Raw genomic sequence first — 14,234 nt, forward strand, 5'->3', positions numbered from 1 at the left:
GGGGACGATTCCTTCCCGTCCGCTTTCCGCAACCTCCAGCCATGACATTCTTTTCATGATTTCCCCCGGCAATTCGTCATCCGGCGGGCGTATGAAACGACACGACCTGCGAGGTGCGGGTGAGGTCGGAAAAAGCCGGAGGACGTACCATGAAAAAGGAAATCATGAAGGATGCCGCGTTGGTAGGTGTGATTCTCGCGCTGGTTCTGCTGTTCGTGTTCGAGATTGCCTGGGGGCAGACCCCCGGTCTGCGGGAACCGGACTGTCTCGCCGGGGAGAACGGCCCCTGTCCCGATGAGGCGGACGATGGAATGCCCTGCGACTTCACGGCCGGGCCTCCACCGGAGGCTTATCAGGCCTGCAAGGGTACGGAATCCGGAAGCATCTCCGGCTTCACGGCCCTGTGGGGGGAGACGATCACGGGTGTCTGCCGGAGGGATGAAAACGGCCGGCTCGTGCTGATCCCTGATCCGCCGGAGGACGCGGAACTGGCCGAAGCCCCGCATCCGTCGGCCTGCTGCGAAGAGGAGCCGGAGGCCATTCCCGGGGAATGGGAAGACATGTGCCCCTTCCCGCCGCCTTGGAGTGAAAGGGGCTTCGGACGCATGGGGTTCATGGATTGAGGATCGGGGAATGGGGGCCATAATACCGGCCGGATGCCCGCCTGCGCATGCCGCGTCCGGGGCAGGCCGAACATCGGAACAGGCAAGGGAAGGAGAGGCGATGAAAAACATGCGGATGCCCTTTCTGGCCACCGTTGCCGTGCTGCTGTTTTCGGCGGTTTTCATCGGATGCGTCATGAAAGAGCTGCACAGTGCGTGGCATGATCGACCGGTCGCCGGTGGCGCGGAAGACGAATGGCTGGAATGGAATCGGGCGCTTCACTGGCTACCGGGGGAAGAGGTCACGATCGGGCTTCTGAACGATGACAGGATGCTGTACCTGCGCCTTTCTACGCGGAACAAGGCCATCCAGCGGCAGGTTATGACCGTCGGCCTGACGGTATGGCTCGATGAGACGGGCGGCCGGAACGAGGCCTACGGGATTCGATTTCCGCTTCCGAACCGCGGGAAGGAGCCGGGGGCCGAACGCCCGCCCGCCCTGGAAGGAGACGGCGAAGGGCGGATGGATCCCTCCGGCGGGCCCGATCGGTTCCGGGACGTATCGCGGGGTGATATGGAAATCACGCGCCCCGGCAGAAACGAGTACAGCGTGATTCTAGCGGACAATTCCGATCCGAACGGCATCCGGTGCCGGATCAGGGACGTACAGGGCTCTCTTGTATATGAACTTCGGGTGCCCCTGATCCGGGATGAAGCATCACCCCTGGGCATTGCGGCGAGAAAGCCGAAAATAGTCGGCATCGGCCTGCTGACCGGGGAGGATTCGGGACCGTCGCCGCGTTGGGGAGTCGAAGGCGGCGGCCGCGGGGGCGGAAGGGGCCCGGGCGGTGCCGGTCCGGGCGGATCCGGCGGAGAGCCGGGAGGAAGAGGGGGCGGGACGGGACCGCCCCAGGGGCCGCCCGGCGGTATGGGCGGCGGAGGGCGGGAGAAGACGAAGTCGATCGATCTGTGGCTGAAGATTCATCTGGCCGAGCATCCATGAGAGGGAGGGGGGGATGAAAAAAATACTGCTGGCGGCCCGCCGCGGTGTTAAACGGAAAAGCCTGCGGCGGCTGCCCTGTCGGCGGCCGATCCATCTGTTTCCCCTCCGTGCATTTGATTCAGAGTCATGACATCACCCTATCTGAACTTTACAAACCGATCCATCCTCCTTAAGGGAATGGAGACGGACTGAAATCCGTCCCAATTCACCGTCCTGTTTTTTTGTCACAAACCATGCCCCGGAATTGTCTAACAGGGAAAGGGTGAAACAGATGCCGGCGAAAACGCACATTGCAGAGGGGACCATCGAGGATCTGGTCGAGCGGGCCAGCAAGGGAGACCGGGAGGTCCTTGAAGAAATCGTCCGGCGGATCCAGGACGGGATTTACGGGCTGGCGATCCGGATGCTCTACATCCCCGCCGATGCGGAAGACGCCACCCAGGAGATCCTCGTCAAGGTCATCACCCACTTGAGCACATTCAAAGGGGAGAGCCGCTTTGAGACATGGGTCTACCGCATTGCCTCCAATCACCTGCTGACCGAGTGCAGGGGGCGGGCCGAGCGCTGGCGCATGACCTTCGACGTCTGCCGGCAGGCCATCGAGGAATCGGGACCGGAGGGTCTGTATGACCCGTCCGCAGGTGCCGAGCAGAGCCTCATCTGTGAGGAGATGAAGCGGGCCTGCGTCCATTATCTCCTCCTGTGCCTCAACCGGGAGCTCCGCCTGGCTTTCATCCTCGGTGAGATCATCGGTGTCAGCAGCACGGAGGGGGCCCATATCCTGGGGCTGACACCGGCGGCATACCGCCAGCGTGTCTCCCGCGGGAAAAGGCAAGTCCTGGGTTTCCTGGCCAGTCAGTGCGGCCTGGCTAACGAGGGCAACCCCTGCCGGTGCGAAACGCTGTCTGCCTGGCACGTGCGGAAGGGGTACCTCGATCCGGAAAATCCGCTCTTTGCCAACCACCCCTGCCGTCCCCGGCGGGAAGGCGATGCGAAGGGCCTCGTACGTGAGATGGGCCGGATGGCAAAGGCGGCCAGGGTCATCCGGAATCACCCGGACTATGCGGCCCCGGGCGCCTTTGTGGAGTCCATGAAACGGATGATCGAATCAAACCGGTTTCGTCTGCTGGAACATTCGTAGGCGGCCGCGTTCGAGTCCGGTCCGGAAACCATAAACAGGGAGGCGTTTTCATGTCGCTGACGGAAGAAATCAGGAGCTACGCCCTGGACCTCGGCTACAGCCGTGTGGGCATCACGACGGCGGAACCGTTTCCCCTATACGCCCAAGCTATCGAAGAGCGTTTGCCCGACTATGACTGGGCGGCCGACAGCGGGCTTCGCCTTCGGCGCGCGGTCCGTCCCCAGGACCGCCTGCCCGGTGCGCGGTCCATCGTCGTCGCGGTGTATGACTATTTCCGCGAGCGTTTCCCGGCGAACCTGGTGGGCAGGATCGGCCGCCTCTACCAGTCGCGCTCGTACATCGAGCCGACGACGCGCCTCGGCGGCGCCCGGGTCGAACTTATGCGCCGCTTCCTGGAATCGAAGGAGATGCAGGTCGGGCGCTGGTACATGATCTCCTCCGGTGTTCCCGACCGCCTCGCCGCCGTCCGGGCCGGGCTCGGCACGATCGGCCGTAACACCTTCTTCTCTGCCCCGGGCATCGGAACCTTCGTGATCATCCACACCTTCATTGTGGACGCCGAGCTGGAATATGATTCGCCCACCGAGGGGACGCACTGCCCACCTGACTGCCGGCTGTGCCTCGATGCCTGCCCGACGGGGGCCATCGTCGCCGATTTTCGCCTGAATCCACGCCGGTGCCTCACCTTCAGCCACGTCGTCAACGTCCACGGCTTCCAGAACACCTCCCCATACATCGATCCGGAGATCCGGCCGAAGATGGGAAGCTGGATCCACGGCTGCGACCTCTGCCAGGAGGCCTGCCCGCGCAACCGGGAGAAGCTCCGCGCGGAACTGCCGGAGAACGCTTTTCTGGAAGAGGCGGCGAAGCACTTCAGCCTGACGGGACTTCTGAGAATGGACGATGGGTTCGAGAAGAAGGCTGTTGCGCCGTTCCTCTACACATACATGCGGGACCGCCGGTTCTTCCAGCGGAACGCTGCCGTGGCGCTCGGCAACAGCGGCGATCAGGAGATGGTGCCTCATCTGGCGAGGGCCCTGGAGGATCCGGAGGAGCTGGTGCGGGCGCATGCGGCCTGGGCGCTCGGGCGGATCGGAGGCGCGGAAGCGCGGCGAGCCCTTGAATCCAGCCTGCCGCATGAGAACGGCGTCCGCGCGGCCGGGGAGATCCGGACGGCCCTGGCGTCGGCCTGAGGGAACTGCGCGAGAGTCGGGATCCCCGCTTGCGAGGGTCTTGTCTTTGTGAATGGATTGATAACATGCCGCTTTTCATTGCCCGTTGACACCCGAAACCATCCGCAGTATACACTCGACTCGCATTATCTGGTTTTTATTCAAGAAATCCGCCTGAAGCGGAGTGCAACGGAGAAACGCAACAGCCATGGACGAATCGAATTTCGGGATGACGACCAGGCGTGTCGAATCGCTGTCGGACAACGTATTCTCGGTCGCCATGACCCTCCTGGTGTTCAATCTGACGATCCCCGAGGTCTTGAGACTCTCGGACACCGAACTGCATGTGCTGCTGATGAACCAATGGCGGAAGTTCCTGAATTACTTTATCAGCTTTTTGCTTCTGTCCGTCCTGTGGTCCATCCATCACCAGCAGTTCCGGTACATCATGAAGACAAACCGGGTCCATCTCTGGATCAACATCTTCATCCTCATGTTCGTCGTTCTCGTGCCCTTTTCAACCTCGCTGATCGGCGATTACAGCGGAACGGTGACGGCCAACGTTTTCTTCTCCGCCAACATGGTCGTCCTGGCCGCACTGTTTCATGTGAACTGGGTTTATGCCATCAAGGATTATCGGCTTGTCCATCATGACCTGGCCATGGGTTCCCTGCGCAAGGGGACAAAGCGGAGCATCCTTTTTCTGACGGTGTCGCTCCTGGCATTGTCCCTGTCTTTTTTTGCCGCCCAGTGGAGTCCCATGTGCTTTGTCCTCATTCCCGTTGTCTTTTCCCTGAAAACGTTCCGGACGAGCGGGGATGTACCGGATCATCCGGGGGGCGACTGAGCGGAGCGGCCCGGAGACGGGAACCCAGGCTGCCTGACGACGGGACGATGTCCCGTACCATGCGGTTTCGTTTTTCCCGCGGCCTTCAGACGGTCAGGTTATGGTATCGATATGTTTCCCAGGGGCTGTCATCGGCATGTTCCCTGTTCTTTTTCGTGATGCCCAGTTTCTTCATCCGGCTTCTCAGCGTGTTGGGATTTACCTTCAATCGTCTCGCCGCGCCGTCGGGCCCGTAAATTTTCCCTTTCGTCAGGCCTAATGCTTCCTGGATGTGTCTGGACATCGCTTCATCAAGTGTCAGGAGCGTGTTCCTTCCCTCCGCCGGCCTCCATGTATCCTGCGGATGATCAGGCCACCGGAACTGCTCGAAGGTCAGTGCATGGTTCCCTTCGGGAGTCCTGCTTCGGATCAGCTCGCGTTCCACGAGATTCTCGAGTTCCCGGACGTTGCCCGGCCAGTGATAACTCCGGAGGCGATCGATCACGGCGGCGGACAGGGGCGGCGGGGTGTGAATTTTCAGCTCCCTGGATTTTTTCTGGATAAAGTGATGGAGCAGTGCGGGAATGTCGTCTTTACGATGTCTCAGAGGAGGAATCATGACGGGAAAGATATTGAGCCGGAACCAGAGATCTTCCCGGAATTTCCCGACGCGGACCATTTCTTCCAGATTTCTGTGCGTGGCGGCAATGATGCGGATATCGACGGAGATCGTCTCCGCGCCGCCCACCCGTTCGATCTGTTTGTTCTGCAGGACCCTGAGCAGCCTTACCTGAGCGGAGGGCGGAAGCTCGGCCACCTCGTCGAGGAAGATGCTCCCCCTGTCGGCCCTTTCGAAGCGGCCTTTCTTCTGGGCAATGGCACCGGTAAACGCACCCCGCTCATGCCCGAAAAGCTCGCTGTCCATCAGGCTCTCCGGGATGGCTCCGCAGTTGACCGTTACAAACGGCTTGTCCTTCCGAGGAGATGCGTAATGAATGGCATTGGCAACGACCTCCTTCCCGACGCCGGTCTCTCCCAGGAGAAGGACGGGGCTGTTGAGGGACGCCACCTTCCTCACCATTTCCATCACTTCTTTGAGACCGCCGTCGGAGCCGACGATTTCGTCCTCCGTCGTGTATCGCAGCTCCCGGGTGAGGTTCCGGTTCTCCGCATCCACCATGTCCTTGAGCCTCATCACCTCCCGGTAGCGCAGCGCGTTCGAGACGGCGATATTGAAAGGCTCCCTCAGCTGGGAGACGAGAGCGGCGTGTTCTTTCCGGAACACTCCTTTCCCCTCGGCCAGGAAAACGACGGATCCCAGGAATTTTCCTTCGATGACCAGGCTCATGTACATGATCGATGTCTTTGACAGATCGATGTTGCTGGAAAGTGTCCAGGCCGCCGGATGCAGCTCGGCCCGTTCCAGGATCTTGATCTCGTGCCAGGCGCCGGCGTCCCGGTTGATCCGGTCGATGGCCTCCTCCGACAGAGGTTTCGAGGGGAAGGGCTGTTTGATGCCTTCCAGGTCCACCATGGCAATATTGTGGATCAGGTGCGTGTTCGGATCGAAGATGGTCAGCAGCATTTCCCAGGCGGGAATATGCTGGTGAAGGTAGGAAAGACAGCTTGACATCGCTTTCTCGATGTCAAGGCTGCTGCATAGCCGTACGGTCGCCTGCCGGAAAAAGTCCTGACCGCCTCCTCTCATGGCGTCACCCCCCCTGACTTTTATCGTGCAACCTTCAAAATCCGGCAATCTATATCAAAAATGACGATATATCGCAATTATCAGCGCGATATTTCACCATATTTCATCCTTGTTCGGCAATCCTTTGATATTGCAAGGAATAAAGTATGGCATGGTTTCGGCTAATCAATTTTTCCGGATGCGCATGTCTGTCTTGCCATGCCGCCGGTACGGCTGGCTCCTCACGATTACACAATAGGAAAGACAATTCGACGGGAAAGGGGGGATGTCGAGCGGGGGTAATTTCGCGGCGAGTTTATCAGGTTTTCATGCAGGACTAATTCTAAAACGAGTGAAAAGGAGGAGGGTTTTATGGCACACGAGCATACATTTGCGTCTCCCGGCCCCGGTGGGCTGGCGGCCCTTGCCGTTGCGTGTTTCGGTTTCGGGGCGGTATTTCTGGGCAAGGTGGATATATCGGGATTTCCCCTGCTGGCCGCCTGGCTGGTCGGCGGCTGTCTCGTTCAGTACACCACCGCGGTGATGGAACTGAAAGACCACAACATCCTCGGTGGCAACGTGTTTCTTTTCTTCTCGGCATTCTTCATGCTCGCAGCGGCGATCAGCGTCTTTTCGAAGTGGTATCTGATCAGTTTCGTATTCGGACCCAAGGCCGCCAAGGAAGCCATGGATGCAGCCGTGGCGGCGGCCGGAGTGGCGGACGTCAAAATGCTCACCCCGGAGCAGCTCGCTGCGGCCAAAGCCGGGATCGGCAAGGCCGTCGGCGCGATGATGGGAAAGGCGGTCCATGTCGAGGGATGGATGTGGATGGCGGGAGCGGGTTTCCTGACCGCTGTGACGCCGGGTTACGCCAAAAGCAACCTGCTCCTTTTCATTCTCGTTCTCCTGGTCGATGTCGCTTTATGGTTGATCGTCGGCCTCGACAGCGGCTGGTATGGAACGCCGGCGACCGCCAAGCCCATCGTGGGATGGAGCCTGATCATCGCCGGCTGGATCGGCATTTACCTGGCCGGGGCGGTCGTGTGCAATACCGTATACGGCAAGGCGGTTTATTTTGTGCCGAAACCGTTGGTGAAGTAAGCGCGTGAGAAAGAGCATCACCGAAACAGCCGCATTTTGCTGAACAGGTGTGAATGATCACCGGGGATAACGTGCATCCCCGGCTTTTCAGAGACCGGGGGAGCGCCATCCCCCGGTCTCCTCCTTCGATTTCCGCTGATTCGCTGAGTCTGATTCAATCTGGCCGGCTGCCGGCGGCGGCCGGTTCCGTACACAATCCCGATCCTTCACAACTCCCGATGCCTCCCTCCATGCTTCTTTCATCCCGCTCGCCACTTCACCAGAGGCGGTTTTCCTGGATCCCGCAACACATCGCCGGCATTGATATGGGTGGTCATGCCGTCTGTTCGTTCCCTGTTTCCGGCAACGAAGGGCGTCATCCGCCGCTTCAACGTCGCTTCGGAAACCGATTTCATTGAAGAAAATTGAATTGCAGGGCATTGCCGGACCGGCCGCCGGAAAAAGGATTGACAGATTTTTTTTTCCGGCCTAGATTAAAGTATAACTTCAATGTTTACTTGGAGCACATGAACGTAAAAATCGGCGACATCTCAAAACAGAGCGGTGTTCCCGCCTCCACCATCCGCTATTACGTCCGGGAAGGACTGCTTCCCGCTCCGGTTAAAATCAACAAGAAGATGTCCCATTATGACGATGTCTGTGTCGAACGCCTGAAGGTCATTCAGTATCTCCAGGAAAGACGATACTTTCCCCTGTATCTCATCAAGAATATCCTGCGCAGGATGGACGAGGGCCTGAGCCTGCAGGAGGCCGAGGCCGTCGAGAACGCCGTTTTCAGTCCCGCGGAAGGCAAGGCCGGGAATCTCGTGGAGCGGGGCATCCTCATGGCCGAGACCGGATTGACCGACGCCGAGGTGAAGCAGGCTGAAAAAATCGGGATTCTGATCCCTTTTGCCGTCAAGGGAGGGAAGCCCCTTTACAATGAAGACGACGTCCGGTTCTGCCGGGATGTCCTGAAAAGAATTGTCGATTTCGGCCTGGATCTTCAGTCGCTGGCCTTTTACGTGGATCTGGGCAAGTCCATCGTGACGCGGGAAATGGAACTTCGCCGGCAGATCGTCTCCGACAAGACCGCCCGGGAAAACATCCGGATCACCGTGGAATTGTCCAAAGTGGGCGACTTCCTCCGCGACTACGTCATGCAGAGACTCTTCAGACAGCAGGTCCAGGAGAATATCCGGAAAAGCCTCACCAAGCGCAAGAGCGTGAATTCAGGACGCCGCACAATAAAAAAACAGCAGGAGGTGTAGGATGTTCAAGACAGCGATTACGGAGATGTTCGGGGTGAAGTATCCGATTATCTGCGGGGCAATGATGTGGCTCTGCAAGCCGAAGTTCTGCGCCGCCATTTCCAACGCCGGCGGACTGGGCAACCTGACGGCGGGCAACTACGACACGGATGCGGACTTCCGGGAGGCCATCCGGGAGACGCGGAAGCTGACGGACAAGCCGTTCATGGTGAACATCACGATGCTGCCGTCCGTCCGGATCACCGCCGACCACCACAAGATGTACATCCGCGTCTGCGCGGAGGAGAAGGTGGACGGTATCGAATTCTCCGGCACGCCCGCCGACAAGGCAGCGGGTATGGAATACATCGAGATGCTGAAGAAGGCCGGCGTGAAGATCTTTCACAAGGTCGGCTCCGTCCGCCACGCGGTCCACGCGGAGAAGGTCGGCTACGACGGGATCTATGCGGCCGGCATCGAGGAGGGCGGACATCCCCTCAACGACGACGTGACGACGATGGTGCTGACGCCCCGGATTGCGGAGAGCGTGAAGATTCCCGTCGTGACGGTGGGAGGGATTGCGGACGGGCGCGGCCTGGCCGCGGCGCTGGCCCTCGGGGCCTCCGGCGTGATGATGGCAAGCCGCTTCGTGGCGACGAAGGAATGCGAGGTTCACGAGAACATCAAGCAGGAGCTGGTGCGGCGCCAGGAGTTCGAGACGGTCATCTACGGGAAGTCCATCGGCCTGCAGGGACGGGGCTTGAACACCAAGATCCTCCAGGAAGTGCTCGCCATCGAGGAGCGGGGGGGCGCCTTCGAGGAGTTGATCCCGCTTCTGTCGGGTCAGAAGGTGAAGGAGGCCTGGGAAACGGGCAAGGTCGATTATGCGCCCCTCATGGTGGGCCAGTCCATCGGCCTGATCAACGATGTGCCGACTTGTGCCGAGCTTCTGGACGGGATGGCGAAACAGGCCCGGGAGTATGCCCAGAGGGCTCTTGCGTGCTGCGGGTGAGAGGGGTTCCCGATGACTTGGAAATGACAGGGAAGACCCCCGAACACGGGATTCGAGGAGCCTTCCGATATGGAATGCCGCCTGGGTCGAGCGACCGGCGGCCGGATCGGTAAGGAGGTTTCAGCAGCATGGTTCAACAGGAACAGATCGACAACCTCGTCGTGCTTTGGGAAAAAGCCGCCTCGCGGCATGCAGACCGTCCCTATATCGGGACGCGGAATCCTTCCGGCACGTATGACTGGGTAACATTCAGGGAAGTGGACGCACGGATCCGCAATCTCCGCGGCGGTCTCAGCAAGATCGGAGTCAAACGGGGAGACGCCGTGGGAATCATCGCCAACAACCGCCTGGAATGGGTCATTGCGGCCTTCGCCACCTACAGCCTGGGCGCCCGCTACGTGACCATGTACGAGTCGGAGTTGATCCAGACGTGCCGGTATATCGTCAACGACTCATCCGTAAAGGTCCTGTTCGTCTCCAAGCGGGAGATTTTCGAAAAGGTGAAGGACTTCCCGAGCGGGATCCCAAGCCTCGAAAAGATTGTCCTCATCGAAGGACAGGGGAAAGACTCCATGGCGGAACTGGAGAAGACCGGCGCCTCGAACCCGGTGGACGCCGTGCATCCCGACCGGGACGAAATCGCCGGCCTCATCTACACGTCGGGAACGACCGGGGACCCCAAGGGCGTGCTCATCTCCCACTGGAATTTCTGCAGCAACGTCATGGCCTGCCTGGACCGCTACCCCCACCTGTCCGGCAGCGACCGGTGCATCAACATCCTTCCCTGGGCCCACTCCTATGCCCAGACCGTCGAGCTCTACGTGTTCACCATCAACGGGGGATCCATCGGCATCATGGGAAGCACGGCGACGATTGTGCAGGACATGGCCCAGATCCGGCCGACGTTCGTCGTGGCGGTGCCACGGGTGTTCAACAAGATTTACGAAAATCTGCATGCGGCCATGAACGAAAAGGGAGGCCTGGCGAAGGCCCTTTTCTTCGCGGGACTGAAAAGCGCCAAGGCCCGCCGCAACGGCGGGTCCGGGGTCATGGACGGGATCGTCTATGCCCTCGCCGACCGGATCGTCTTCCAGAAGATCCGGGACCGCTTCGGCGGCCGCCTGAGGGAGGCCCTCACGGGGGCCGCGGCCATCAGTCCGGAGATTTCCTATTTCTTTGACGATATCGGCATCAATCTCTATGAGTCATACGGCATGACGGAGCTGTCGCCGGGTATCACGGCCAATGCCCCGACGGCCAACAAGAAGGGAAGCGTGGGACGCCCCCTCATGGGAGTCAAGGTGGTCATCGACAAATCCGTTGTCGAGGAAGGCGCCCGGGACGGCGAGATTGTCGTTTACGGGCCGAACGTCATGCGGGGATATCACAACAAGCCCGAGCTGACACAGGCGGCGATGACGCCCGACGGCGGCATCCGGACAGGCGACCGGGGCCGCCTCGATGAGGACGGCTTCCTCTACATCACGGGCCGGATCAAGGAGCAATTCAAGCTGGAGAACGCAAAGTTCGTCTTTCCCGCCGCCATGGAGGAAGACATCACCCTGAATCCCCTGATTCAGAACGCCCTGATCTACGGAGACAACCGGCCGTACACCGTGTGCCTGGTGGTGCCCGATCCGATCGCCCTGAAGAAGTACGCCGAGGCGCACAATCTGTCCGGTGACCCCGGAACACTTTCCAGGAACAGGGCGGTGCAGGAGATGATCGGGAAGGAAATCAGCCGCTCCCTGGCGGGGAAATACGGCGGCTATGAAATCCCGAAGAAATTCGTCTTTATCCATGAACCCTTCTCGGTGGACAACGGCATGATCACCCAGACAATGAAGATGAAGCGGAAGGTGATTCTGGACAAACACATGCCCGAGATCGAGGCGCTCTACGGAGAGGCGTGAGTCCGGCGAGGCTTCGATATCAGGGCAAAGGGGGGCGGCTTGGGGCCGTCCTCGGGAATCGCCGGGGGGACAGACGAAAATCTGTCCCCCTTTGCGTTCCGGGGTGCGGGGGCTGTCACGGGGGCGTGCCGCCGTCGCGGAAACGTTTCCGGACGTGCTGTTGAAAAATACCCGTCTGCGGCGTTTCCCTCATCCTTCGCCATTCGACGTACCGAAAAGGGTACGACTCATGGCTCAGGATTTCGGGGGTCTTGCATCCGGGCATTTTTGAACAGCCCGCCCCATACTTCCGGCAGGGGCGTCCCAATTGCTCCTCTGGAACCCCCTGGCCGCGCCCCCGCGGTTGTAGGGGTGAGATATACCGAAACGAACTCCCGGGACGTTCACCCGTGGCCGGCGGCGGCATGGCCGGTGAGACTCGAACCCGCTGACCAGGTTGTCGGCGAGGCGGCTTTTTTCTTGCCCGGGACCGGTCGGTCTGGCACACTGAAAGGACGGATTCCGGTGGCGCGATCCGTTCACGTCCGAGAACAATCATCCTGCGCGAAAGGAGTGTACATGGCCGATATTCTCAAGGGTTATCCGGTCAGCCTGGAGGTGCCCATTGCCTGGGGCGAGATGGATGCCATGGGGCACGTCAACAACATCGTCTATTTCCGCTATTTCGAGAGCGCGCGGATTGCCTACTTCGAGAAGATGGGTTTGATCGACTACATGAAAGAGACGGGCATCGGACCGATTCTCGCCACGACGTCCTGCCGTTTCCGGATCCCCCTGACCTACCCGGACAGCGTCCTGATCGGGGCAAAGGTCGTTTCCGTCGAAGACGACCGGTTCGTCATGAACTACATCGTTGTGAGCAAAAAGCACCGGAAGCCGGCCGCAGAGGGGGAGGGCGTGATCGTGGCCTTCGACTACCGGGGAGGGAAGAAGGTGCCCGTTCCGGAGGTGCTGAAGCAGAAGGTTCTGGAAATCGAGCGGTCGGGAACGGCTACTCCGGCGCGCCGGCTCAACAGTTGATCCGGGAGAGGCGGGCCGTCTGCCGAAAATATTAGTTTCGGCCGGCCTGATCCGGGTGGCCGTTCTCCTCCGGGGTGTCGTACAGGTGAGGGCTTCCGTCACTGTATCCGGGAACAGGGCCTCGGGATGATCCGGATCAGATGTGCAGGATGTGGAGGCAGAAGGGGATGAAGTAGAGAAGCGAAAGGCCGATGACGCCCCAGCAGACCGGTCCCGCCGCTCGTTCGAGACGTGACAGTTCCCTCTCCCAGCCGGTCGTCTCGACGAGATGCCGGACCCTTTTCAGAAGGCTTCCGCCATCGGTGCATGCGCGAAGCCGGAACAATTCCTCGGACCTCAGATAATCGGGAACATATGCCTGCATTTCGAACATCTCCTTCTCCCTGAAACGGACATTCTATGAACTGTATTTCCTGACCACCGCCGTCACGACACCTCCCAGCCTGAGCTCGTTCCGCGGTGCAATCGGCGGGTATTTCGGATTGGCGGCCTCCAGGAAGATCTCTTTTCCCTGCCGGCGGAAGTGCTTGAGCGTCCAGTCCCCGTCCACTTCCGCGACGACGATGTCCCCGTTCCGGGGCTCCCGGCCTTTCTCGACGACGACCATGTCTCCCTCCATGATCCCGGCGCCGGTCATCGAATCTCCGCTCACCTGGAGCAGGAACGAGGATTCCGGGCGCGCCACCAGAAATTCGTCGAGAGACAGGATGTCGCAGAGCCCTTCCTCTTCCGGGGTGGGGAAGCCCGCCTGGACGGAACCGGCCATGGGGATGCCGAAGGTTATCCGGGTGGGTTTCAGGAAACCTTTCCCGTCCTTTTCCAGAAAGCCGCTCTGGATGAGCTTGTTCACCCAGAAGTGGACGACGCTCTTGGAGCGGACCTCCAGGATCTCGATCATCTCGGTATAGGTGGGCATCCGCCGGTGCTGGCGGTAAAAGGAGCCGATGGTCTGTTCGACGCTCTGTATCGTTCGTTTGGCGGCCATGGGGCGACCATATAGAACGAGCGTTCTATTGTCAAGAAAAAAAGCGGGGAGGACCCGCAGGACCTCCCGGAGGGCGAAAACGGAGATGCCGTTGCCCGCCAGGTGCCAGCATTTCCGAAGGCTCATTCCCTCGGGCCAGCGGAACTCCCCGGGAAAGTCCGGGAGCCGGACGATTTCAGTGGGCGAAAATTGAAGGACGTGCCGCAACGGTCAAGCTGCCGATTCCACAGGACAGTTCCGGGACGTTCAATGGCCGACGACCCTCCCGCCGCGAGGCGATGTTTTCTTTTCAGGGATGGTTATGATAGCATTCAACCCTGCACGGTGTCCCGAAAAGAGTCCGGAGGCCGCGTCCTTCCGGGAGAAGATCCATGGATCGCGGAAAGGCTCCGGGGCTGTACCCCGAAACGGATTTCCGGACTTCCGGTTCAACGGGCGGAGCGGGAAAGCGATGAGACCTCCCCCGGAGCCGCCCGCATTCTTGACAAACCCGGCCGGGATGGCCAAATTCCTGAGACAGCAAGCGGCGGGGGCGCGATCTTT

12 protein-coding genes and 1 pseudogene are annotated in these 14,234 nt (G+C 60.1%); 10 read left to right on the forward strand and 3 right to left on the reverse strand.

Going from position 1 to position 14,234, the window contains the following annotated elements:
• Nucleotides 1–149 precede the first annotated feature (149 nt).
• The 5 genes and pseudogenes from HPY65_05190 (at nucleotide 150) to HPY65_05210 (ending at nucleotide 4,765) form a co-directional block, all read left to right on the forward strand.
• Entirely contained in the window at nucleotides 150–623 is a 474-nt protein-coding gene (locus tag HPY65_05190; protein NPU83863.1) for a hypothetical protein, read from the forward strand.
• 748 nt (nucleotides 624–1,371) lie between these two features.
• Nucleotides 1,372–1,545 (forward strand): annotated as a pseudogene (locus tag HPY65_05195) (30S ribosomal protein S3).
• Nucleotides 1,546–1,876: 331 nt separating this feature from the next.
• Entirely contained in the window at nucleotides 1,877–2,746 is an 870-nt protein-coding gene (locus HPY65_05200; GenBank protein ID NPU83864.1) for an RNA polymerase sigma factor, read from the forward strand.
• A gap of 50 nt (nucleotides 2,747–2,796) precedes the next feature.
• Nucleotides 2,797–3,939, forward strand: coding sequence for an epoxyqueuosine reductase (locus HPY65_05205; protein ID NPU83865.1), 1,143 nt, complete (start codon nucleotides 2,797–2,799; stop codon nucleotides 3,937–3,939).
• 187 nt (nucleotides 3,940–4,126) lie between these two features.
• Nucleotides 4,127–4,765 (forward strand): DUF1211 domain-containing protein, encoded by a 639-nt coding sequence (locus tag HPY65_05210; GenBank protein ID NPU83866.1) that lies wholly within the window; start codon nucleotides 4,127–4,129, stop codon nucleotides 4,763–4,765.
• Between the two features lie 85 nt (nucleotides 4,766–4,850).
• Here the strand turns inward: HPY65_05210 and HPY65_05215 are convergent, their stop codons facing one another.
• Complete coding sequence (locus tag HPY65_05215) at nucleotides 4,851–6,452, reverse strand: sigma 54-interacting transcriptional regulator (protein NPU83867.1); 1,602 nt, start codon at nucleotides 6,450–6,452, stop codon at nucleotides 4,851–4,853.
• Between the two features lie 351 nt (nucleotides 6,453–6,803).
• Between HPY65_05215 and HPY65_05220 the strand changes: the two genes are divergently transcribed.
• The 5 genes from HPY65_05220 to HPY65_05240 all read left to right on the forward strand — a co-directional run bounded on the left by HPY65_05220 (nucleotide 6,804) and on the right by HPY65_05240 (nucleotide 12,706).
• Nucleotides 6,804–7,532 (forward strand): hypothetical protein, encoded by a 729-nt coding sequence (locus HPY65_05220; protein NPU83868.1) that lies wholly within the window; start codon nucleotides 6,804–6,806, stop codon nucleotides 7,530–7,532.
• Nucleotides 7,533–8,038: 506 nt separating this feature from the next.
• Nucleotides 8,039–8,782: a MerR family transcriptional regulator gene (locus HPY65_05225; protein NPU83869.1), complete on the forward strand. Its 744-nt coding sequence runs from the start codon at nucleotides 8,039–8,041 to the stop codon at nucleotides 8,780–8,782.
• A gap of 1 nt (nucleotide 8,783) precedes the next feature.
• Nucleotides 8,784–9,773, forward strand: a complete 990-nt coding sequence (locus HPY65_05230) for a nitronate monooxygenase (GenBank protein NPU83870.1) — start codon at nucleotides 8,784–8,786, stop codon at nucleotides 9,771–9,773.
• Nucleotides 9,774–9,901: 128 nt separating this feature from the next.
• A complete protein-coding gene (locus HPY65_05235; GenBank protein ID NPU83871.1) occupies nucleotides 9,902–11,686 on the forward strand; it encodes a long-chain fatty acid--CoA ligase in 1,785 nt (594 codons plus the stop codon).
• A gap of 558 nt (nucleotides 11,687–12,244) precedes the next feature.
• Nucleotides 12,245–12,706: an acyl-CoA thioesterase gene (locus tag HPY65_05240; GenBank protein ID NPU83872.1), complete on the forward strand. Its 462-nt coding sequence runs from the start codon at nucleotides 12,245–12,247 to the stop codon at nucleotides 12,704–12,706.
• A gap of 136 nt (nucleotides 12,707–12,842) precedes the next feature.
• Here the strand turns inward: HPY65_05240 and HPY65_05245 are convergent, their stop codons facing one another.
• A complete protein-coding gene (locus tag HPY65_05245; GenBank protein ID NPU83873.1) occupies nucleotides 12,843–13,070 on the reverse strand; it encodes a hypothetical protein in 228 nt (75 codons plus the stop codon).
• Between the two features lie 33 nt (nucleotides 13,071–13,103).
• A complete protein-coding gene (gene lexA, locus HPY65_05250) occupies nucleotides 13,104–13,817 on the reverse strand; it encodes a repressor LexA (protein ID NPU83874.1) in 714 nt (237 codons plus the stop codon).
• Between the last annotated feature and the right edge of the window lie 417 nt (nucleotides 13,818–14,234).

The sequence above is a fragment of the Syntrophaceae bacterium genome, assembly GCA_013177825.1.
In the GTDB taxonomy this organism is placed as follows: Bacteria; Desulfobacterota; Syntrophia; order Syntrophales; family PHBD01; genus PHBD01.

Excerpts from the sequence above, each read along its gene's own strand:
- HPY65_05200 (NPU83864.1), top strand. The coding sequence starts at position 1,877 with ATGCCGGCGAAAACGCACATTGCAGAGGGGACCATCGAGGATCTGGTC.
- HPY65_05230 (NPU83870.1), top strand. The coding sequence starts at position 8,784 with ATGTTCAAGACAGCGATTACGGAGATGTTCGGGGTGAAGTATCCGATT.
- HPY65_05190 (NPU83863.1), top strand. The coding sequence starts at position 150 with ATGAAAAAGGAAATCATGAAGGATGCCGCGTTGGTAGGTGTGATTCTC.
- HPY65_05220 (NPU83868.1), top strand. The coding sequence starts at position 6,804 with ATGGCACACGAGCATACATTTGCGTCTCCCGGCCCCGGTGGGCTGGCG.
- HPY65_05225 (NPU83869.1), top strand. The coding sequence starts at position 8,039 with ATGAACGTAAAAATCGGCGACATCTCAAAACAGAGCGGTGTTCCCGCC.
- HPY65_05205 (NPU83865.1), top strand. The coding sequence starts at position 2,797 with ATGTCGCTGACGGAAGAAATCAGGAGCTACGCCCTGGACCTCGGCTAC.
- HPY65_05245 (NPU83873.1), bottom strand. The coding sequence starts at position 13,070 with ATGCAGGCATATGTTCCCGATTATCTGAGGTCCGAGGAATTGTTCCGG.
- HPY65_05210 (NPU83866.1), top strand. The coding sequence starts at position 4,127 with ATGGACGAATCGAATTTCGGGATGACGACCAGGCGTGTCGAATCGCTG.
- HPY65_05235 (NPU83871.1), top strand. The coding sequence starts at position 9,902 with ATGGTTCAACAGGAACAGATCGACAACCTCGTCGTGCTTTGGGAAAAA.
- lexA (NPU83874.1), bottom strand. The coding sequence starts at position 13,817 with ATGAGCCTTCGGAAATGCTGGCACCTGGCGGGCAACGGCATCTCCGTT.
- HPY65_05215 (NPU83867.1), bottom strand. The coding sequence starts at position 6,452 with ATGAGAGGAGGCGGTCAGGACTTTTTCCGGCAGGCGACCGTACGGCTA.
- HPY65_05240 (NPU83872.1), top strand. The coding sequence starts at position 12,245 with ATGGCCGATATTCTCAAGGGTTATCCGGTCAGCCTGGAGGTGCCCATT.